The following is a 19,541-nucleotide window of genomic DNA, read 5'->3' as shown; positions in this document are numbered from 1 at the left end:
CGGTAATCCGCCCCCGCGTGAGCGTGGTGATTCCCTACTTCGAGAACCAGCGCGGTCTGGACCGGCTGCTCGCCGCGCTCGCCCGCCAGGACATGGCGGCCCACGAGATCGAGGTGGTCGTGGCCGACGACGGTTCTGCCACCTCGCCCGTCCTTCCCGCCACCCCGTTCGCGTGCTCGGTGGTCCGGCAGGAGAACCGGGGCTTCCGGGCGGGTGCGGCGCGCAACCTGGGGGCGCGGGCGTCGTCGGGAACGGTGCTCGTGTTCCTGGACGGGGACATGATCCCCGAGCCCGGGTTCCTCACCGCGCTGCTCGCGGGCCGCGACGCCGCGGACGACGGCCACGGGGCGCTCGCCGTGGGGGCGCGCCACCACGCGGAGCTGTCGGAGCTGGAGATCCCGGACGTGCTGCGCTGGGTGGCGGGGGAGGATGTCCCCGGGGCGCGGCGCCTGGAGGACCCCGCATGGCTCGCGGACGGCTACGCACGCACCGCGAACCTGCGCGAGGCGGGCGTGGAGGACTTCCGGCTGGTCATCAGTGCGCTGCTGGCCGTGGACCGGGAGCTGTTCGAGCGCTGCGGCGGTTTCGACGAGTCCCTCGTGGGCTACGGCGGCGAGGACTGGGATCTCGCGCACCGGTGCCGACAGCTCGGGGCCAACCTCGCGCACGTGCCCGGGGCCGGCGCGTGGCACGACGGCCCGGACCTCGGCGGGCGCGCGGACACCCGCGTCGTGAAGGACGCGGAGACCCTCGCGCTCGCGCAGCGCATCCCGCTGCCGAGCACGCGCGGGATCAGCGTGGTCTTCGAGCAGCCCTGGGCGGTGGTGCGCGTGCACGGCCACCGGGACGACGCCGAGGCCTACCTCACCGCGTGCCACCTGCTCCGGGACACGGACGCCGGGCTGTGGTTCGTGGACCGCCGGGACGTCCCCGCAGCACTCGCCGCGGACCCGCGCGTGCGCACGGGCGAGCCGCCGGCCGGGGTGCTGGAGCGCGCCCTGGTGCTCGCGGACGCCCATGCTCCGCTGACGCTGGACGAGCCCCTGCGTGTGTGGTGCGAGCGCGGCGAGAGCGACGTGCCGGGGCTGCTCACGGTGCGCTCGGTGCGCGCCGTGCACCGCGGGGAGTCGTCCCCGGGGTGCATCCCGCACGAGCACGCCGACAGCGCGGTGCACCCCGCACACACCGACCGACGACTTGAGGACAGGGTGGGACACCATGGCTGAGCTGGGATTCGACCCGCAGGACGAGGGCCGCCGCGCCCACTACGGGGACTTCTACGGGCTGGGCGAGCTGCCGGACCGACCGCTGTTCGCGGTGCACGGCAACTGCCAGGCGGAGTCCCTGCGCGTGCTGCTGCACGGGGCGCTCGGCGGTGACTGGCACGGGGTGCGGATGCCCCCGGTGCACGAACTGCTGGAGCAGGACCTGCCGCACCTGCACGCCCTGCTGCCCCGGCTGTCCCTGCTGGTCACGCAGCCGATCGCGGCGGGCTACCGGGGGTTGCCGCTGGGCACCGACGACGTCCTGCCGCTGCTCGGCGCGGACGCCCGGGTGGTGCGGGTGCCCGTGATGCGCTGGACCGCGCTCATGCCCACGCTCGCGATCGTGCGAGCCCCCGGTGTGGGGGACCCGCCGATCGCTCCCTACCACGACCTGCGGGTGCTCACCGCGGCCGCCCGGGGGGAGCAGCGCGTGGACCTCACCCCACCGTCCGCCGACGCCGCCCGGGCCGCCCGCGAGGAGTCCCTCGCCCAGCTCCGGCTGCGCCAGGAGGCCCACCGCACGCTCGACGCCGCCTCCCTGCTGGACGCCGCCGGACCCAACGCGGTGCACGTGATCAACCACCCGGGCAACGGGGTGCTGCGCGCCGTGGCGTCCGCGGTCCTGGACGAGGCGGGGCTGTCCGCACCGGTCCCAGATCCGGGCCGCGTGCTGCTGGGCGGCATCCGGGCGCCCATCCTGGCCAGCACCCTCGAAGCCCTCGGGCACGACCCCGCCGAGCTGGAGGATGGGCCGCACGACGACTGGATCATCCACGGAGAGCACGTTCCCGCGCAGGACGTCGCCGCGGAGCACCTGCGCTGGTATGCGCAGCATCCCTCCGTGGTGGCTGCCGGGCTGCGGCGCCACGAGCACCTGATCGCACGGCTGGGGTTGAGCGCATGAGCATGGACGAGGCACGCGGGAACGGGTCTGTGGGACCGAGCAAGGACCGCGGCACCGGTTCTGCGGGACCGGGCGAGGACGGGCAGGGAGGCGGCGGAGCGGCGTCGTCGGGCCCGGAGCGCACCCCGGACGGGCACCACATCGTGGTCAACGGGCGGAAGTGGCGGGCCACGGACACCGGGATCCCCGAGTCGTTCAGTAAGGAGCTCGTGGCCGAGCTGATGAGCGCGCGGCGCGCCGTGAAGTCCAGGGACGAGCACGCGCGGGACCGCGTGCAGGATGCCAAAGTGGCGCTGGGTGAGCGCGGGGAGCCGTGGTGGGAGGAGCCCACCGAGGACGGGCTGCGCGCACGGGAGGCCGCGACCATCCGCGCGCTGCTGCGCCACCGGGCGGGGAAGACCATCTGCCCGTCGGACGTGGCCCGCACCCTGGGCGGGGACGACTGGCGGGACCTCATGCCGCAGATTCGGGACGTGGCGGGGGAGATGGCCGGTGTGGGAGAAATCACAGTCACCCAAAAAGGTGAGACAGTGGACCCTTGTACAGCCCGCGGTCCCATCCGGCTGGCACCGGGACCGGACCTCGCGGGGATGCCCGCGGACGGGGAGTGATCCCGCCCGCCGAGACCGAGGAGTCCGCACGTGAGCTTCCTGGACGACGCCCACCGGATGCACGACGAGCTGGTGGCGCTGCGCCGCACACTGCACACCAACCCCGAACTGGGCACCGACCTGCCGTGGACGCAGCATCAGGTCCTCGCCGCGCTGGAGGGGTACGGGCTGGAGCTCACCAAGGGGGAGTCGCTCACATCGGTGACCGCGGTGCTGCGCGGTGCGAGGCCCGGGCCCACGGTGCTGCTGCGCGGTGACATGGACGGGCTGCCCGTGGTGGAGCAGACCGGGCTGGACTACGCCTCGACCAACGGGGCGATGCACGCGTGCGGCCACGACCTCCACACCGCCGCCCTCGTGGGCGCGGCCCGGCTGCTGAGCGCGCGCCGGGACGAGCTCGCCGGGAACATCGTGTTCATGTTCCAGCCGGGGGAGGAGGGCCCGGGCGGCGCCAAGCCCATGATCGAGGAGGGCGTGCTGGACATCGCCGGGGAGCGCGTGGTGGCGGCCTACGGCATCCACGTGAACCCCGGGCCGCTGGGGCAGTTCAGCTACCGGCCCGGCACCGCGATGGCCGGCGCCAACAACCTCACCGTGACGTTCCACGGCCGCGGTGGGCACGGCTCGCAGCCCCACACCGCGCTGGATCCCGTGACGGCCGTGTGCGAGTTCGGTACCGCGCTGCAGACCATGGTCACCCGCCGCTTCGGCGTGTTCGACCCCGTGGTGGTCACCATGACCCGGCTGTGCGCGGGCGAGGTGAACAACGTGATCCCGGAGAGCGCCTGGATCTCCGGGGACGTGCGCACCCTGTCGCCGGAGACGTCCGCCCGCTTCCCACGGCTCGTGCAGCAACTCGCGGACGGGATCGCCGCGGCCCACGGGCTCACCGCGGAGGTGGACTGGTCGCCGCTGTACCCGCCCACGATCAACGACGCCGCCGAGGCCGCCCTCGTGAGCGACACGCTCGCCCGCGTGTTCGGCCCGGAGCGCGTGTCCCGCAACCCGGACCCCCGCATGGGCTCGGAGGACTTCTCCTTCGTGCTGCGCGAGGTCCCCGGGTGCTACTTCTTCCTGCACTGCACCCCGCCCGGGGTGGACCCCGCGGATGCCGGCTGGAACCACTCGCCCACGGTGCTGTTCGACGACTCCGTCCTGGGGGACCAGGCCGCCGCGCTCGCCGAGGTGGCGTGGGAGCGGGTGCGGCGGGGCTAAGCGGCCCGTACTTTTCCCGGCCCGGTCTGGGCGCTTTCCCGTTCGCCGACCCCCACCCACCCGTTCCCCCGTGAAGGAGTTCCACCATGACGTTCCTCGACCACGCCACCGCCCTGCAGCCGGAGCTGGTGGCCCTGCGCCGCTCGCTGCACGCCCACCCGGAGGTGGGCAACGACCTTCCGTGGACCCAGCAGCGGGTCGTGGAGGCCCTGGACGGACTGGATCTGGAGATCACCCTGGGGCGCTCGGTGTCCTCGGTGGTCGCGGTGCTGCGTGGCGCGAGGCCCGGGCCCACGGTCCTGCTGCGCGGTGATATGGACGGGCTGCCGGTGACCGAGCAGACCGTGCTGGAGTACGCCGCCACCAACGGGGCGATGCACGCGTGCGGTCACGACCTGCACATGGCCGGGCTTGTGGGGGCCGCGCAGCTGCTGAGCGCGCGGCGGGACGAGCTCGCTGGGAACGTGGTGTTCATGTTCCAGCCGGGGGAGGAGGGCCCGGGCGGCGCCAAGCCCATGATCGAGGAGGGGCTGCTGGAGGTCACGGGCGCGAAGCCGGTGGCCGCGTACGGGATCCACGTGTTCCCCGGTGAGCGCGGGCTGTTCACGTACCGCCCCGGCACCGCGATGGCGGGCGCCAACTACCTCCACGTCACGTTCCACGGCGAGGGCGGCCACGGGTCCCAGCCGCACACCGCCAAGGACCCCGTTCCCGCGCTGCTCGAGTTCGGCACGGCCCTGCAGACCATGATCACGCGGCGGTTCAGCGTGTTCGACCCCGTGGTCGCCTCCATCACGCAGCTCTCCGCGGGCGAGGCGATCAACGTGATCCCGGACCGCGCGAGCCTGGGAGCCAGCGTGCGCACGCTGTCCGCGGCCAGCGACGAGGCGTTCCCCGCCGCCGTGCGGGAGCTGGCCCACGGCATCGCCGTCGCCCACGGTGTGCACGCCGAGGTGGAGTGGACCGTGCTGTACCCGCTCACCCGCAACGACGACGCGGAGACGGCGTTCGTGGCGAGCACCCTCGCAGAGCTGGTGGGGCAGGAGCACGTGCGCCAGGACGCGGACCCGCTCATGGGCTCCGAGGACTTCTCGTTCGTCCTCCAGGAGGTCCCGGGCTGCTTCTTCTTCCTGGAGTGCAGCCCGCCGGACCTGGACCAGGAGAACCCAGGCTGGAACCACTCGCCCACGGTCCTGTTCGACGACGCCGTGCTGGGCACCCAGGCCGCGGCGCTCGCCGAGCTCGCGTGGCGGCGCCTGCAGCGGGACTGATCACCCGGTTGCGAGGGCCCGGGGCGGGGGACTCGGCTCAGGCGTGCAGGACCTCGTGGGACTCGGAGTCGCGGATCTCCGCGGTCTCGATCTGGAACGTGGAGTGGTGGACCGAGACGTCGAAGTGCTCGGCCACGCACGTCTTGACGTCCTTGAGCAGATCCGCGGCGTGGCCGTCCCGGAAGCACTCGTCCTCCACGACCACGTGGGCGCTGATGGTGGGCAGGCCGGTGGCGACGGTGGAGGCGTGGACGTCGTGCACGTCCACCACGTGGTGCAGCCCCATGATGTGCTCGCGGAACAGGTCCAGGTCCAGACCCCGGGGCGTGAACTCCATGAGCACCGCGGCGGTCTCCCGCATGATGGTGACCGCCCGCGGCAGGATCAGTGCCGCGATGAACAGGGCGGCCACGGTGTCCGCCTGCTGGAAGCCGGTGGTGGCGATGACCACCGCGGCCACGATGACGCCGAGGGACCCCAGGGCGTCGTTGGCCACCTCCAGGAATGCCGCGCGCATGTTGAAGTTGGCGTCGCGTCCGGAGGCCAGCACCAGGATGGCGACCACGTTGCACGCCAGGCCGATCACACCGAACACGAGCAGCTCGGTGGGCGGCACGTCCCGGGGCGCCAGCAGCCGCCGGATGCCCTCCACCACGGCGAAGATTCCCACGCCCAGCAGGAGGGTGGCCTGCGCGAGGGCGGCGATGACCTCCACACGACGGAACCCCCACGTGTGCTTGGAGCTCGCGGGGCGGCGCATCAGGTGGGCCGCCACCAGGGCGACCAGCAGACCGAGTGCGTCCGTGAGGGCGTGCACGGTGTCCGTGAGCAGAGCGAGGCTGCCCGTGAGCACAGAGCCCACCGCCTGCGCGACGACCATTCCGGCGGTCAGCCCGAACGCGATCCACAGCCGGCCGCGGTGGTCGCCCGCACCAGCGCTGTGATCGTGCGTGTGACCGGCGCCCATCAGAGGGACTCCTGCCGCGGCGTCGTGGGCGCGGGTGCGGCCCCGGTGAGCTGCTCACCCGTGGCCGAGTCCCCGACAGGGAGCCCGGCGGTCGGGCCGTCCGGGAGAGGGATCCGCGCGACGGGTGGGTGGTGCAAGTGTGAGCACAGCACCGCCCGTGTGCCGGTTGCGCGCAGCAGCTGCTCGGCCCCGGCAATGAGTTCCGCCAGTTCACGGGGATGCGTGAGCGAGTACCACGTGGCACGGCCCTCGGGGCGGGCACGGACGAGACCGCACTGCGCCAGGAAGCTCAGGTGCTTGCTCACCGTGGACTGGGCGAGGTCCATGTGCGCCACGAGGTCTCGCACGCGGTGCTCGCCGGAGGCCAGGTGCTGCAGGACGGCCAGGCGGGTGGGCTCACCCAGGGCCTGGAAGAGGTGCGCGTACGCGTGGGTGGCCCGTTCGTCGAGCGCGGGGAGGTCGGTGGGACTGATCGCCATACAGCGATGATATCGGTGGAAAGGGGACTGTGTCTGCAGGCGCGAGCCCTCCGCCGGGGAGGAAACGACACCGGCGGACCCGAGGTCACTTTGCGGCCGGATGGCCCAGTTCCCCGCGCCGGTCATCGGATCAGTGCCGCGAGCGGACTGCCCCGGCCCGAGCCGCACGGTGAACGACAGCCAGCCCGATGGCGTGCTCAGAACTGGGGTGGTCCCGCGTGCCGCGCGGCGGCGTTTACCACCGCGGCCAGGGCCTGGGTGATGTCGTCGAAGCTCAGTGCGGACTCCGCGTGCGCATGCTCCGGGTCGGTCTCGGCGCCGATGTTCGCCGCCCCCTGTGACCTCACCGCGGGCACGTGGATGAACGTGGCGGGCAGGTTCGTGTGGTGCAGGGCGGTCCAGAACACGGCATTGCACAGGAACGCGCCGGCGTCCTCGGAGACCTCGGCGGGGATGGCCGCGTCCTGGATGGCCCGGGTGAGAGCGGCGGGGTCGAGGCGGGACTCGAGGCGTTCGGGCCCGGGGGCCAGGGGAGCGGCATCGCGCACCACGCCGTCGTTGTCCGGGATGCGTCCGTCCCCCAGGTTCCTGGCCCAGCGCTCCGGGGTGACGACCGCGCGGCCACCCGCTTCTCCCACCGCGACAATCGCGTCCGGCTGGTGCGTCTCGACAGCCCGCAGCAGCGCCGGGCCGGCGCCCGACCACGTCACCGGGAGGATCGCCGTGGCGAGATGCACGCCGTTCGGAGCGGGGCCTTCGCCGAGTCGCTGGACGGCGATGCCACTCGCGTTCTCGGTCTCACCGCCGAAGGGCTCGAAGCCTGTCACGAGGATCTTCATGGGCCCACCGTATCCCCGCGCCGCCGTCCACTCTCTGACCACGGGGCCCGCGCATTCCCTGCGCATCACGATGCACCGGGTAGCGAGAAGGCCCCGGAACGGTGCGTTCCAGGGCCTTCTCGGTGATCCCCCGATTCTCCGTACGTGAGCACGTGACCGTGGGAGGGGTGTGGAGCCTAGGGGAATCGAACCCCTGACCTTTTCATTGCGAACGAAACGCTCTACCAACTGAGCTAAGGCCCCGAACAACAGGAGCCACTGTAGTCCCCCCGCGAGGATTTCGCACATTGCGGGGCCACAGACTCCCCCGCCCCCGTGACCGGCGCCGCCGCACTGGCTCTAGGGTGGGTCCATGACCGCAGCGGACCCCACGCCTTCCTCGCCCCAGCTCCCCTTCGCAGACCCTGCGGACAGCCCCGATGACCTGCGCGGCACCGCTGCGCCCACCCCGGGCCACGACGACGCCGCCCCCGCTCCGACCCGCGAGGACGCCCCCGCTCACGAGGACGCCCTTCCCGGTGAGGACCACGACGCCGCCGGCCCCGCCTTCACCGTGGGCTACGTCCCCGGGGTCATGCCGGGGAAGTGGCTCGGCCGGTGGCGGCAGCGTCGCATGCGGCCGGTCCTCCGGGAGGAGCTGCTGACGGCCGCGGGCTGGCGGGATGCCCTGGACGCCGGGGACGTCACCGCGTGCTTCGTCCGCCTCGGCTGGTCGCCCGACGACCCCGACCTGGACCACCTCCGCACCACCCACCACGCGGTGCACCTCTACGACGAGCTCCAGGTGGCCGTGCTGAGCACCGACGACGTCCTGGGTGTCCTGGACAGCCTCACCACCGCGCAGCTCCGTGAAGAGTCCACGCCCCAGGCGCACGCGGACATCGACGACGCCGCCATGGCCGTGGAACTCGCGGCCGCCGGTGTGGGTCCGGTGGTGCTGCCCATGTCCGTGGCGCGGCTGCACGCCCGCAAGGACGTCACCCACCGCGAACTCACGGACGCCCCGACCGTTCCCGTCCTCCTCGTCTGGCCCCGCGGCCTGGACGAGGACATGGAGGGCGCGGTGCAGCGCTTCGTGGGCATCGTGCGCGGGCGCAAGGAGTCCAGCGGCCGGGACGACGGCGCGGCGCCCGGCCAGGCGGCGTCGTCCGGGGGAGAGGGGCGGCCGTCACGGGAGACCATGAAGCCTGCGGCCGGAGAGAAGTCGCAGGAAAAGCAGTCCGCAACGCGCAGCGGCAAACCCCAGTCCGGCGGGTGGGCCAAGGCCGGCGCGAGCACGAAGCCGGGGCTGCGCCGCAAGCCCGGGCGCAAGGTCAAGAACGGCCGGTCCAAGAAGCGGCGCTGAGCCGGGGCGGCCCGCCCGGGTCAGGCGACACGGGCGGAGAAGAGGCCCGTGCGGCGTCGGGCGTGGGTCCGCTGAGACAGGGCGGCCGCGCAGGCCGGACCGCGGGCTCAGACGTCCCCGCGGCGCTCCGAGGACGTGGTGCCCTCGCCGGTCTCGTCGCGGCTGGGGGTTCTGCCGTCAGCAGTGTGGCCGCCCTGCGTGGCGTGGGGGTGCAGCGGGGTGGTGCGCACCTGGCCCGTGGTGGGCACGCGCGGCACGGGGAAGGACGTGGTGGGCATGTCCGCACTCGTCTCCGGTTCGGAGCCGGTGCGCACCGTGACCTGGTTGGTCAAAGGGATGCGCAGGCCGTCCCGGTCCAGCATCTTCTTGATCCGCACCCGCATGACCCGGGCCACGTCCCACTGCTCCAGCGGGGCGGTCTTGACGGCCAGGCGGATGGTGATGCTCTCCCCGGAGATGTTCTCCACGCCCCACACCTCGGGGTCGTCCACGATGCTGGGGCCCACGTCCGGGTCGTCGCGCACCAGCAGGGCCTCGTGCTCGATCATGTCCGCCACCAGGTCGATGTTCGTGTCGTACGGCACGGGAATGTCCAGCACGCAGCGGGCCCAGCCCTGGGACTGGTTGCCCACCCGCAGGATCTCGCCGTTGCGCACGTGCCACAGGGTGCCCTTGACGTCCCTCACCTGGGTCACGCGCAGCCCCACGTTCTCCACGGTGCCGATGGCCTCACCGAGGTCCACGGAGTCGCCGATGCCCAGCTGGTCCTCGGCCACCATGAAGATGCCGGAGAGGTAGTCCTTCACCAGGGACTGCGCGCCGAAGGACAGGGCCACACCGGCGATGCCCGCCGAGGCGAGCACGGGGGCGATGTCGTAGCCGAGCTCCGAGATGATCATGAGCGTGGCGATCGCCCACACCGCGATGGTGGTCACGGAGGAGAGCACCGCGCCGATGGTCTTGGCCCGCAGGGCCTGCCGCTCGGAGGCGAGTCCCGCGTCCTGCACCCACCGGGCCTGCCCGTGGTCGAAGCGCTTGACGATCCGCGACTGCGTGCCGCGCGCGATCCCGCGGGTGACCTTGCGGATCACCAGCCGCACCAGGGCGGAGACGATGACCGCCCCGAGCAGCACGGCCAGGACGCGGACGGGTTTGTCGAGCCAGAATTCGAGGTTTTGCATCGGGGCCAGCGTATCGGCCCCGGGTGGGCGAGCGCTCGGTGCGGCCGGGGTGGGGACTGGACGGGCGGCGTCGTGCGCCGGTGCGTTCCCCAGGTGGCTCAGGCGCGGTGGATCACAGCCAGTCCTTGACCTTGAACACCACGTACAGCGCCACGCCCACGAGCACCATGAGCACGAGCGCCATGGGGTAGCCGAAGGCCCACTCCAGCTCCGGCATGTGCGTGAAGTTCATGCCGTAGATGGAGCCCACGATGGACGGCGCGAACAGGATGGCCGCCCAGGAGGAGATCTTCTTCATCTGCTCGTTCTGCACCATCGCGGCCTCGTTCTGCCGTGCCGTGGTGAGCGTGGAGTCCAGGCTCATGGCGTCGGTCAGGGAGGAGCGCATGGACTCGAGCTTGCCGGTGACCGCGATCACGTGGTCCAGGACGTCGCGCAGCCGGTGCTGCAGCTCCTCGTGGGTGCCGTACTTGGTGAAGCCCGCGAAGTACCGCTGCATCACGGTGCTCAGGGGTGCCACGCCGCGGTGGAAGTCGTTGATCTCCCGGGCCAGCTCGTAGATCCGCTGGGACACGTTCGGCTCCCCGGCGAACAGCGCGTCCTCGATCTCGTCGATGTCGTTCTCCAACCCGGAGAGCACCGGGAAGTAGTCGTCCACGATCTGGTCCAGCAGTGCGTAGAGCACCCCGTCCGGGCCGAAGCACAGCAGCTCCGAGTCCGCCTCCACGCGCTTGCGCACCCGGCTCACGCCGCGGGACTCCGAGTGCCGGATGGTGATCACGAAGTTGGGGCCGGTGAAGATGTGGATCTCGCCGATCTCCACGGTCTCGGTCTCGTCCTGGTACACGGCCGGGCGGATCACGGTGAACAGGGTGTCCCCGTAGCGCTCCATCTTGGGCCGCTGGTGGGCCTGCACGGTGTCCTCCACGGCGAGCTCGTGCAGCTGGAAGTGCTCGGCGAGCGAGCGGATCTCCTCCGCCTCGGGGCGGTACAGCCCGATCCACGCCAGCACGGTGTCCTCACCGCTGCCCCCCTCGTCCGGCTGGTCCATGACCCGCCGCAGCAGGCGGTACGTCTCCTCCAGGGAGCGCGGGGACTCGACCTTGCGGCCGTTGCGATAGATGGCGTTCTCCACGATGCTCACCCGCCCATTATGGGGGTCCACCACCGCGCCCCGTTCCGGCACCGCACCACGACGACGCCGCTCGGCTGACTCCGCGCGCCGCTCACCGGGGTCTCCGCGTGCGGCCCGTCGGCTCCGGCGTGGTGACCGGGTCCTTGGCGCACCGGGCCGTGCCACCTGGCCCGCCCGCCGGCGTCGGGGGCCACCGGCCCACTCGCGGCGGGGGCCTGTCCGCCCACTTGCGACCGGGGCCCGCCCGCCCCTGCCAGGTGGCGCCCGGGGCTCGCCACTAGACTGGCCGCCATGAGCCAGCCGTTCGATTCCCGCGTGGGCGCCTACGCCCTGATCACCCGCGACGAGCACCTCCTGCTCACGCACTGGAACCCCCGCCACCCCGATTTCGAGGGTGCCTGGACGCTTCCCGGCGGCGGCATGGAACCGGGGGAGCAGCCCGAGGAGACCATGGTGCGGGAGGTCTTCGAGGAGACCGGGTTCCACGTGGCCTCGGACGGACTCGTGGGGGTGCACAGCTACTGGATGAGTGCGGAGCAGCGCCTGGACCCCACCACGCGCGGCAACCACGCGTGCCGCGTGCTCTACACCGCGCACATCACCGGCGGTGAGCTCGCGGTGGAGCAGGACGGTTCCTCGGACGACGCCGCCTGGATTCCGTTCTCGCAGCTCGGCTCCATCAAGCGCCTGGACCTCGTGGACCAGGGGCTGCGCCTCGCGGGGCTGAGCGACGTGGTGGACGCGGCGGCCACACCGCCGGAGAACGTGGCCGAGCAGGACGTCTCCACCGAGCCCGGCGGGGACCGGTGACCCACCCCGGGCGGCTCCGGGCCGTGGCCGTGCTCGCCACGGGTGCCCTGCTGCTGAGCGGCTGCTCCGCGGGGGACGAGCAGAACGGAGCCGATGGTGGAGAACCCAGCGCGGCGGCGTCGTCCACCGGGCCCGAGACCGTGAAGATCGCCGCGGGCGTGGACACCCAGACCCGCGTGCTCGCGCACCTGTACCAGCAGCGGCTCAGCGAGGACGGCGTTCCGGCCACCGTGGTGGACGTGGGATCGACCCGCGAGGAGATCTTCGACGCGCTGCAGGACGGGCGGGCCACCATGGTCCCGGACTTCACGGGCGACCTCTACGTCTACGCCAGGCAGCACGAGGTGCCGGCCTCGCAGACCTCCGGCGCGAGCCCCAGCCCGGCGCCCAGCGCGTCCGCGGACACCGACGCCCCGCGCGGGCTCCTGGACTCCCTCGGCCAGTTGCTGGGGATCACGGGGGAGACCGGCCCGTCCGAGGACGACGTCTACCGGGCCCTGCCGGATGTGATGCCCAGCGGTCTGGAGGTGCTGGACTCCTCCGGCGCCCAGCGCACGGACCAGGTGGTGGTCACCGCCGCCACGGACGCGCAGTACGACCTGCAGAGTCTGGACACTGCGAGCAAGCAGTGCGGCAAGCTGGCCGTGGGGATGCCCGCCGACTACGCGGACAGCGCCCAGGGTGAACCCGGTCTGAAGGCGTACTACGACTGCGACCCCAAGGCCACGCCCGAGTTCAAGACCACCGACGAGCTCGTGGACGCCCTGCTCACCGACCAGGTGCAGGCCGCGGTGCTGAGCTCCTCGGAGCCGGTGATCCAGGACAACGGGCTCGTGGTGCTGGAGGACCCCAACCGACTCTTCAGCCCCGAGCACGCCGTGGTGGTGGGATCGGAGGAGATGAGCGACCAGGCGGTGTCCAGCGTCAACGCCGTGACCGCGGAGCTCACCACCGAGGACCTCACCACCATCACCCGCCTTGCCGGGGGCGAGGACCCCGCCATGAGCCCCGAGAAGACCGCCACCTACCTCCGGGAGCAGCCCCGCTGATCCCCCTTCGCAGTGTGGGACTCCGCGCACGCTGTGGACCGATCCGGGGACTGCGGACAGGTGCGTCGCACCGCTGAACCGCCGGGGACCCGCGAGTAGTCTGGCCCCATGGCAAAGGTGAAGCAGTCCGACAAACTGAAGAACGTCCTCTACGACATCCGCGGCCCCGTGCTGGAGCAGGCGGAGAAGATGGAGGCCGCGGGTCAGCGCATCCTGCGCCTGAACATCGGCAACCCCGCACCCTTCGGCTTCGAGGCACCGGACGCCATCCTGGTGGACATGATCAAGAACCTGCCCAACGCGCAGGGCTACTCGGACTCCCGGGGCATCTACTCCGCGCGCACCGCGGTGGTGCAGTACTACCAGACGCGCGGGATCATGAACCTGGACACCGACGACGTCTACCTGGGCAACGGCGTCTCCGAGCTGATCACCATGGCACTGCAGGCGCTGTGCGATCCCGGTGACGAGCTGCTGATTCCCTCCCCGGACTACCCGCTGTGGACCGCGTCCGTGGCGCTGTCCGGCGGCACCCCCGTGCACTACGAGTGCGACGAGGAGAACGGGTGGAACCCGGACCTCGAGGACATGGCGTCGAAGATCACGGAGCGCACCAAGGGCATCGTGGTCATCAACCCCAACAACCCCACGGGTGCGGTGTACTCCAAGGAGACCCTGCAGAAGATCGTGGACCTGGCCAAGGAGCACGACCTCATCCTGTTCTCGGACGAGATCTACGAGAAGATCACGTACGACGACGCCGAGATGATCAACACCGCGAGCCTCACCGGTGAGGACGTGCTGTGCCTGACCTTCTCCGGGCTCTCCAAGGCCTACCGCGTGGCGGGCTACCGCTCCGGGTGGCTCGCGATCACCGGCCCCAACTGGCGTGCGGAGTCCTACCTGGAGGGCATCAAGCTGCTCGCCAACATGCGCATGTGCGCGAACGTCCCCGCGCAGCACGCCATCCAGACCGCGCTGGGCGGCTACCAGTCGATCAACGACCTCATCCTGCCCGGCGGGCGGCTCAAGGCGCAGCGGGACATCGCCCACCGCAAGCTCAACGAGATCGACGGCGTCACGTGCGAGCAGGCCCGCGGCGCGCTCTACCTGTTCCCCAAGCTGGACGTGGAGAAGTTCGGGATCGTGGACGACGAGCGGTTCGCCCTGGACCTGCTCAAGGAGCAGAAGATCCTGCTGAGCCACGGCACCGCGTTCAACTGGGGCAAGCCGGACCACTTCCGTCTGGTCACCCTGCCCGCGGTGGACATGCTGGACACCGCCCTGGACCGCCTGGGCGAGTTCCTCTCGACCTACCAGCAGTAGGCCGCTCCCGCTCCTACTCGGTGTCCGACGCCGCCTGGTCCCGGTTCTCCCGCCGGGCGCGGGCGGCGTCGAGACGTTCCCGGGCGCCGTCGAGCCACTGCTCGCAGCGGGTGGCCAGGGCCTCGCCGCGCTCCCACAGCCGCAGGGACTCCTCCAGGGAGGCGCCCCCCGTCTCGAGCTGGGAGACGATCTGCACGAGCTGCTCGCGGGCCTGCTCGTAGCCGAGCTGGTCCACGTCGGAGAGGTCCGGCGCGCCCTGCGCGGCGGCCTGGTGGGAGTCGGTGCTCTGGTTCTGCTGTGCCACGGTGTTCCTTCCGGTGGTGGTGCGTGGTGTGCGGTGTGCGGGTGCGGTGCGCCCCGGGGCGAGGGGCTCGCCCGGAGGCGGGGAGCGGTCGCCTCAGTGCTCGCCCGGCTGACGGGCGCTGGTGCCGGTGACGTCCACGCCGAGCTCGCCGGCGGCCAGCCGCACGGTGAGGGACTGGCCCGTCTCCGCGCGGGTGGCGTCCGTGAGGACGGAGCCGTCCGCGGTCTGCACCACGGCGTAGCCGCGGTCCAGGGTCTGCTGCGGGGACAGGGCACGGACCCGGGCGCGCAGCTGGACCACGGAGTCCTGGGCCCGCAGGGCCAGGGAGTTCGCGGCGGACCAGGAGCGGGAGCGCAGCCGGTCCACGTCCTCCTCGCGCACCAGGATCATGCCCTCGGGCTGGGCGAGCACGGGACGTGAGCGCACGGTGTCCAGACCGTGCTGCTCGCGGTCGATCATCGATCCCACGGCGCGGTCCAGTGCGGCGCGGGCCTGGCCGAGGCGCAGCCGCTCGTCCTGGACGTCCGGCACGATGCGCTTGCCCGCGTCCGTGGGGGTCGAGGCCCGGACGTCGGCCACGTGGTCCAGCAAGGGTTGGTCGTTCTCGTGGCCGATCGCGCTGACCACCGGGGTCCGCGCGGCGAAGACCGCCCGCAGCAGGGACTCGTCGCTGAACGAGAGCAGGTCCTCGAAGGCACCGCCACCGCGGGCGATCACGATGACGTCCACCTCGTCCAGGGCGTCGAGCTCCTGCAGGGCCCCGATGACGGCGCGTGCCGAGCCCGAGCCCTGGACGGGAACCTCGCGAATCTCGAACTGCACACCCGGCCACCGGTTGGTCGCGTTGCGCACCACGTCCTTCTCCGCGTCCGAGTTGCGCCCGGTGATCAGCCCCACGCGGTGGGGGAGCACCGGCAGGGGCTTCTTGTGGGCCTGGTCGAACAGTCCCTCGTCCGCGAGGGACCGGCGCAGCCGCTCCAGGCGCTCCAGGAGGTCGCCGAGACCCACGGGGCGGATGTCCCGGCCCAGCATGGAGAGCCGCCCGGTCTTGACGTAGAAGTCCGCCTTGAGGCTCACGACCACGCGCGAGCCCTGTTCCAGGGGACGCTCCAGCCGGGCCATCTCGTTCTTGAACAGGGTCACGCTCACGGAGACCTCCTCCTGGAGGTCCCGCAGGGTCACGTAGCAGACCCGGGCCCGCTCGTTGACCTCGATCACCTGGCCCTCGACCCACGCGTCCGGGGCCTTCTGGACCCAGCCGTGCAGGGAGTGGGAGAGCTTGCTCAGCGGCCAGGGGTTCTCGGGAGTGGTGTCCCGGGCCAGGCGGGGGAGCTCGGCCGGAGCACCCGCCGGGGCGGCGGAGCGCTCGGCGTCCGGGGGGAACGCGGCGCTGGGAGACGACGAGGTGTCCATGGGACATAAGTATCACCCGCCGCGGACACGCACAGCCGCTGCTCCCTAGAGTAGAGCGGTGAGCTCCTCGCCGTCCCCCCGCCCCTCCGACGCCCTCCGCAGCGTGGCCGCCGCCGTGCTGGCTCTGTTGGCCGGCGCCGGCTTCGCCCTGTGGTTGGGGGTGTCCTGGCTGCAGGACCACCTGCTCTCGCCCTCCGGGTTCCAGGACACCGCCGCATCCGTGATCACGGAGACGAGCTTCCAGGACGAGCTGGTCCGCACCCTGCTGGACCGGGCGACCTTCAGCGCCCTGGAGGACAAGGCCACCGGCATCGACGCCGTGGACCGGAGCATCGAGTCCATCCGCCAGACGGTGGTGGACTCCGCCCAGTCCTGGCTGACCGCGCCCGAGCAGGAGGGTGCGTGGCTCGCGGTGCTCAACGACACCCACGACGCGAACATCCCCCTGACCCCCTCCGCCGGGCACGCGCCGGACGAGCTCGTGGTGGACGTCAGCGCGCTCGGGGAGGCCGTGAACCGCCAGGTGGAGGATGCCGTGGGCTTCTCCCCGGGGATCGACGAGCAGAACTTCACCGTGACCGTTCCGGGCGTGCCCACGGGAGCGGTCGTGGACGCCCTGGTCCAGCTGGCCCAGTGGCGCTACGTCCTGCCGTGGCTCGCTGGCGCGGCAGGGATCGCCGCCGTGGTGGTGTCCCCGCGCCGTTGGCTCGGGCTCGCGGGAGTGGGAGTGGCGGGGGTGGTGTGCACCGGGATCGTCCTCGCCCTGGTGCTCGCGGGCGGACGCGCCGTGGTGGACGCCGCCGCCGTGGACCCGGTGGCGCACCTCGTCACCGAGCAGATCGTCTCCCTGTTGCAGGAGTCCGCCACGGAATGCGGCGTCACCGGCATGATCTGGGCGGGGGTCGTGGCGGCGGTGGGTGTGATCGGCGCCGTGGTGCGTGTCCGTACGGTCACTTACGATAGTGGGCATGTCCACCGTGGTTGACCTCTCCATGCCCACCGTTCCCCGGGTGCGTCGCACTCCCCAGGAGATTGCCGACGCCGCCCCGGTCACCGGTGAGCGCAAGGTGCTCCTGGCAGCACCCCGCGGCTACTGCGCGGGCGTGGACCGGGCCGTGATCGCCGTGGAGAAGGCCCTGGAGCACTACGGTGCCCCGGTGTACGTGCGCAAGGAGATCGTGCACAACAAGCACGTGGTGCAGACGCTGGAGGAACGCGGGGCCGTGTTCGTGGAGGAGACCGACGAGGTCCCCGAGGGTGCGCTGGTCGTGTTCTCCGCCCACGGCGTGTCCCCGGCCGTGGTGCAGTCCGCGCAGGACCGCAACCTCAACACCATCGACGCCACCTGCCCGCTGGTCACCAAGGTGCACCGCGAGGCCGTGCGCTTCGCCAAGAACGACTACGAGATCCTGCTGATCGGCCACGTGGGCCACGAAGAGGTCGAGGGCACGTTCGGGGAGGCCCCCGAGCACATCCAGATCGTGAACTCCCCGGAGGACGTGGACACCCTGGAGGTGCACGACCCCGACAAGGTGGTGTGGCTCTCCCAGACCACCCTGAGCGTGGACGAGACCATGGAGACGGTGAACCGGCTGCGCGCCAAGTTCCCCAACATGATCGACCCGCCCAGCGACGACATCTGCTACGCCACCTCCAACCGCCAGGCCGCGATCAAGGAGATCGCCCCCCAGGCGGATCTGGTGCTGGTGGTGGGCTCGGCGAACTCCTCCAACTCGGTGCGACTCAAGGAAGTGGCCCTGGAGTACGGGGCCCAGCGCGCGGAGCGCGTGGACTTCGCCAACCAGGTGGACGAGTCCTGGTTCGAGGGCGTGGCCACCGTGGGGCTGACCTCCGGAGCCTCGGTGCCCGAGGTGCTCGTGCAGCAGGTCCTGGACCTGCTCGCGGAGTACGGCTACGGGGAGGTCGAGGAAGTGGTGACCGCCCAGGAGGACATCCTGTTCTCCCTGCCCAAGGAGCTGCGCGCCAAGCTCGCCCAGGGCGGGGACACGTCCCGCGGCCTGGGCGGTCGCGGCACCAAGCCCTCGCGCTGAGACCTGACAAAACGACCTCGCGCTGAGCGTTGACGCCAGGCCCTCGCGCTGGGCTCTGGCACCAGCTCGTCCCTCTGGGCCCTCGCACCAGTTCTTCTTCTGGGTCCTGGCGTCAACACCTTGCCCTGAGCGGCGTCAGTCGTTCACGAACTCCGTGGCCGTGACCGGTCGCGGCACGGACTCCACGGTTGTGGTCTCCAGCGCCTCGGAGTCGGTGGCCGTGGGGTCCAGCTCGGCGATCCTCCGCGCCGAGGGCAGGACCCGGGACTCCAACGATCCCACCAGCTTGTTGTAGCCATCCACCGAGCGCCGCAGTGAACCGCCCATGTCGGACAGGTGCTTGCCCACGGCGCCCATGCGGTCGTAGAGCTCCCGGGACAGCCGGTACAGCTCTCGCGCGTTGTCCGTGAGGGTGGCCTGACGCCAGCTGAATGCCACGGCCTTGAGCGAGGCGAGCAGGGACACCGGGGACACCAGGGCCACGTTCGCCCGGGCCGCGTGGTCCAGCAGGGACGCATCAGCGTCCAGTGCGGCGGCGAGGGCGGATTCCACGGGGACGAAGCACATGACCAGTTCGGGGGAGTTCTCCTCCGCGGACCAGTACTTCTTGGTGCCCAGGGTGTTCACGTGGGCCCTCAGAGCCTTGGCGTGAGCGGTGAGCAGCTGGGCGCGGCGTTGCTCGTTCTCGGGGGAGCCGTCCGCGGGGACGGCCTGCGCATCCAGGTAGGAGGACATGGGGGCCTTGGCATCCACCACCACGGTCTGCGCGCCGGGCAAGTTGATCACCATGTCCGGGCGCTGGGTGCCGGAGTCTGTGGAGCGCACCGCCTGTTCCGTGAAGTCCACGTGGCGTGTCATGCCGGCCGCCTCCACCACCCGGCGCAGCTGCATCTCGCCCCAGGCACCGCGGGCGGTGGTGGAGCGGAGGGAGCCTTCAAGGGACGTGGTGGCGTGCAGCAGCTGCTGGTCCGTGGTGCGGGCGGCCTCGAGGGCCTGGGCCACGGCGCCGAACTGCTGCGCACGGTCCCGCTCCAGCTGGCTCACGTGACGACCCACGGAGGAGAGCTGGTCGTTGAGGGGCGCCAGGGCACGCATGACGTCCTGGTCCTGGACGGCCCGGGCCTCGAGGGACTCCACCCGCTCCGCGAGCTGCTCGGCCGCGGCCCGCGCGGATGCCGCTTCCTGGAGCGCACCCAGCCGCTGCGCCTGGGCCTCGTCCAGCTCGGTCTCCAGTGCGGCCCTCTTGGGATGCGCCAGGACGTACCCCAGGACAACACCCACCACGAGGGCGAACAACGACCACAACCACCACACCTGAGCCATCACCGAAGCATCCATGCGCTCACCATGACAATCCCGTCCGACACGCACAAGCA

At 71.6% G+C, this 19,541-nt stretch carries 19 protein-coding genes and 1 tRNA gene; 11 read left to right on the top strand and 9 right to left on the bottom strand.

The annotated features are described in order from the left end of the window. The first annotated feature begins 17 nt into the window (after positions 1 to 17). The 5 genes from AABM36_RS10955 (at position 18) to AABM36_RS10935 (ending at position 5,266) form a co-directional block, all read left to right on the top strand. A complete protein-coding gene (locus tag AABM36_RS10955; protein WP_423446250.1) occupies positions 18 to 1,226 on the top strand; it encodes a glycosyltransferase family 2 protein in 1,209 nt (402 codons plus the stop codon). Continuing rightward, complete coding sequence (locus AABM36_RS10950) at positions 1,219 to 2,169, top strand: WcbI family polysaccharide biosynthesis putative acetyltransferase (protein ID WP_423446248.1); 951 nt, start codon at positions 1,219 to 1,221, stop codon at positions 2,167 to 2,169. Before AABM36_RS10955 ends, AABM36_RS10950 begins: the two co-directional genes overlap by 8 nt. After that, positions 2,166 to 2,780, top strand: coding sequence for a DUF3253 domain-containing protein (locus tag AABM36_RS10945; RefSeq protein ID WP_423446246.1), 615 nt, complete (start codon positions 2,166 to 2,168; stop codon positions 2,778 to 2,780). Before AABM36_RS10950 ends, AABM36_RS10945 begins: the two co-directional genes overlap by 4 nt. A gap of 30 nt (positions 2,781 to 2,810) precedes the next feature. Continuing rightward, the gene (locus AABM36_RS10940; protein WP_423446244.1) at positions 2,811 to 3,995 is read left to right on the top strand and encodes a M20 metallopeptidase family protein; all 1,185 of its coding nucleotides are present in this window, start codon (positions 2,811 to 2,813) and stop codon (positions 3,993 to 3,995) included. Positions 3,996 to 4,081: 86 nt separating this feature from the next. Then, positions 4,082 to 5,266, top strand: coding sequence for a M20 metallopeptidase family protein (locus AABM36_RS10935; RefSeq protein ID WP_423446242.1), 1,185 nt, complete (start codon positions 4,082 to 4,084; stop codon positions 5,264 to 5,266). Between the two features lie 37 nt (positions 5,267 to 5,303). On the opposite strand, the gene AABM36_RS10930 is transcribed toward AABM36_RS10935, so the two are convergent. The 4 genes from AABM36_RS10930 to AABM36_RS10915 form a co-directional block, all read right to left on the bottom strand. After that, positions 5,304 to 6,233, bottom strand: coding sequence for a cation diffusion facilitator family transporter (locus AABM36_RS10930; protein WP_423446240.1), 930 nt, complete (start codon positions 6,231 to 6,233; stop codon positions 5,304 to 5,306). Further along, positions 6,233 to 6,712 carry an ArsR/SmtB family transcription factor gene (locus AABM36_RS10925; RefSeq protein WP_423446238.1) on the bottom strand — a complete coding sequence of 160 codons (480 nt, stop codon included), beginning with the start codon at positions 6,710 to 6,712 and terminating at the stop codon, positions 6,233 to 6,235. The genes AABM36_RS10930 and AABM36_RS10925 overlap by 1 nt, the downstream gene beginning before the upstream one ends. A 197-nt stretch (positions 6,713 to 6,909) precedes the next feature. Continuing rightward, entirely contained in the window at positions 6,910 to 7,551 is a 642-nt protein-coding gene (locus tag AABM36_RS10920) for a pyroglutamyl-peptidase I (RefSeq protein ID WP_423446236.1), read from the bottom strand. Positions 7,552 to 7,721: 170 nt separating this feature from the next. Beyond that, positions 7,722 to 7,794, bottom strand: a tRNA-Ala gene (locus AABM36_RS10915). Between the two features lie 109 nt (positions 7,795 to 7,903). Between AABM36_RS10915 and AABM36_RS10910 the strand changes: the two genes are divergently transcribed. Further along, positions 7,904 to 8,896, top strand: a complete 993-nt coding sequence (locus tag AABM36_RS10910; protein WP_423446234.1) for a hypothetical protein — start codon at positions 7,904 to 7,906, stop codon at positions 8,894 to 8,896. 107 nt (positions 8,897 to 9,003) lie between these two features. On the opposite strand, the gene AABM36_RS10905 is transcribed toward AABM36_RS10910, so the two are convergent. Further along, complete coding sequence (locus AABM36_RS10905) at positions 9,004 to 10,077, bottom strand: mechanosensitive ion channel family protein (protein WP_423446232.1); 1,074 nt, start codon at positions 10,075 to 10,077, stop codon at positions 9,004 to 9,006. A gap of 112 nt (positions 10,078 to 10,189) precedes the next feature. Beyond that, positions 10,190 to 11,221 carry a magnesium/cobalt transporter CorA gene (gene corA, locus AABM36_RS10900; RefSeq protein WP_423446230.1) on the bottom strand — a complete coding sequence of 344 codons (1,032 nt, stop codon included), beginning with the start codon at positions 11,219 to 11,221 and terminating at the stop codon, positions 10,190 to 10,192. A 282-nt stretch (positions 11,222 to 11,503) separates the two neighbouring features. Between corA and AABM36_RS10895 the strand changes: the two genes are divergently transcribed. The 3 genes from AABM36_RS10895 to AABM36_RS10885 all read left to right on the top strand — a co-directional run bounded on the left by AABM36_RS10895 (position 11,504) and on the right by AABM36_RS10885 (position 14,397). Continuing rightward, positions 11,504 to 12,022 carry an NUDIX hydrolase gene (locus AABM36_RS10895; protein WP_423446228.1) on the top strand — a complete coding sequence of 173 codons (519 nt, stop codon included), beginning with the start codon at positions 11,504 to 11,506 and terminating at the stop codon, positions 12,020 to 12,022. Continuing rightward, on the top strand, positions 12,019 to 13,071 hold the full coding sequence (locus AABM36_RS10890; protein ID WP_423446226.1) for a glycine betaine ABC transporter substrate-binding protein: 1,053 nt from the start codon (positions 12,019 to 12,021) through the stop codon (positions 13,069 to 13,071). The genes AABM36_RS10895 and AABM36_RS10890 overlap by 4 nt, the downstream gene beginning before the upstream one ends. Before the next feature lie 108 nt (positions 13,072 to 13,179). Beyond that, positions 13,180 to 14,397, top strand: a complete 1,218-nt coding sequence (locus tag AABM36_RS10885) for a pyridoxal phosphate-dependent aminotransferase (RefSeq protein ID WP_423446224.1) — start codon at positions 13,180 to 13,182, stop codon at positions 14,395 to 14,397. A gap of 13 nt (positions 14,398 to 14,410) precedes the next feature. Here AABM36_RS10885 and AABM36_RS10880 read toward each other — a convergent pair whose 3' ends face one another. Both AABM36_RS10880 and xseA read right to left on the bottom strand, forming a co-directional pair. Further along, the gene (locus AABM36_RS10880; protein ID WP_423446222.1) at positions 14,411 to 14,701 is read right to left on the bottom strand and encodes an exodeoxyribonuclease VII small subunit; all 291 of its coding nucleotides are present in this window, start codon (positions 14,699 to 14,701) and stop codon (positions 14,411 to 14,413) included. Between the two features lie 93 nt (positions 14,702 to 14,794). Beyond that, a complete protein-coding gene (gene xseA, locus AABM36_RS10875; RefSeq protein ID WP_423446221.1) occupies positions 14,795 to 16,114 on the bottom strand; it encodes an exodeoxyribonuclease VII large subunit in 1,320 nt (439 codons plus the stop codon). Between the two features lie 58 nt (positions 16,115 to 16,172). Here xseA and AABM36_RS10870 point away from each other — a divergent pair, with 58 nt between their 5' ends. Together AABM36_RS10870 and AABM36_RS10865 are read left to right on the top strand one after the other, a co-directional pair. Further along, positions 16,173 to 17,099: a hypothetical protein gene (locus AABM36_RS10870; RefSeq protein WP_423446219.1), complete on the top strand. Its 927-nt coding sequence runs from the start codon at positions 16,173 to 16,175 to the stop codon at positions 17,097 to 17,099. Beyond that, a complete protein-coding gene (locus AABM36_RS10865; protein WP_423446218.1) occupies positions 17,083 to 18,165 on the top strand; it encodes a 4-hydroxy-3-methylbut-2-enyl diphosphate reductase in 1,083 nt (360 codons plus the stop codon). The genes AABM36_RS10870 and AABM36_RS10865 overlap by 17 nt, the downstream gene beginning before the upstream one ends. Before the next feature lie 135 nt (positions 18,166 to 18,300). Here the strand turns inward: AABM36_RS10865 and AABM36_RS10860 are convergent, their stop codons facing one another. Then, a complete protein-coding gene (locus tag AABM36_RS10860) occupies positions 18,301 to 19,503 on the bottom strand; it encodes a DNA recombination protein RmuC (RefSeq protein WP_423446216.1) in 1,203 nt (400 codons plus the stop codon). Positions 19,504 to 19,541: the final 38 nt, after the last annotated feature.

The sequence above is a fragment of the Kocuria sp. KSNUG genome (genome assembly GCF_049532735.1).
GTDB lineage: Bacteria > Actinomycetota > Actinomycetes > Actinomycetales > Micrococcaceae > Kocuria > Kocuria rhizophila.
The sequence above is the reverse complement of the archived record's forward strand: the minus strand, read 5'-3'. Positions and strand labels throughout refer to the sequence as shown.

Coding starts and splice junctions, on each gene's coding strand:
- AABM36_RS10910 (WP_423446234.1), top strand. CDS start 7,904: ATGACCGCAGCGGACCCCACGCCTTCCTCGCCCCAGCTCCCCTTCGCA.
- AABM36_RS10925 (WP_423446238.1), bottom strand. CDS start 6,712: ATGGCGATCAGTCCCACCGACCTCCCCGCGCTCGACGAACGGGCCACC.
- AABM36_RS10950 (WP_423446248.1), top strand. CDS start 1,219: ATGGCTGAGCTGGGATTCGACCCGCAGGACGAGGGCCGCCGCGCCCAC.
- AABM36_RS10935 (WP_423446242.1), top strand. CDS start 4,082: ATGACGTTCCTCGACCACGCCACCGCCCTGCAGCCGGAGCTGGTGGCC.
- AABM36_RS10885 (WP_423446224.1), top strand. CDS start 13,180: ATGGCAAAGGTGAAGCAGTCCGACAAACTGAAGAACGTCCTCTACGAC.
- AABM36_RS10945 (WP_423446246.1), top strand. CDS start 2,166: ATGAGCATGGACGAGGCACGCGGGAACGGGTCTGTGGGACCGAGCAAG.
- AABM36_RS10905 (WP_423446232.1), bottom strand. CDS start 10,077: ATGCAAAACCTCGAATTCTGGCTCGACAAACCCGTCCGCGTCCTGGCC.
- AABM36_RS10865 (WP_423446218.1), top strand. CDS start 17,083: ATGTCCACCGTGGTTGACCTCTCCATGCCCACCGTTCCCCGGGTGCGT.
- xseA (WP_423446221.1), bottom strand. CDS start 16,114: ATGGACACCTCGTCGTCTCCCAGCGCCGCGTTCCCCCCGGACGCCGAG.
- AABM36_RS10895 (WP_423446228.1), top strand. CDS start 11,504: ATGAGCCAGCCGTTCGATTCCCGCGTGGGCGCCTACGCCCTGATCACC.
- AABM36_RS10860 (WP_423446216.1), bottom strand. CDS start 19,503: ATGGATGCTTCGGTGATGGCTCAGGTGTGGTGGTTGTGGTCGTTGTTC.
- AABM36_RS10930 (WP_423446240.1), bottom strand. CDS start 6,233: ATGGGCGCCGGTCACACGCACGATCACAGCGCTGGTGCGGGCGACCAC.
- AABM36_RS10920 (WP_423446236.1), bottom strand. CDS start 7,551: ATGAAGATCCTCGTGACAGGCTTCGAGCCCTTCGGCGGTGAGACCGAG.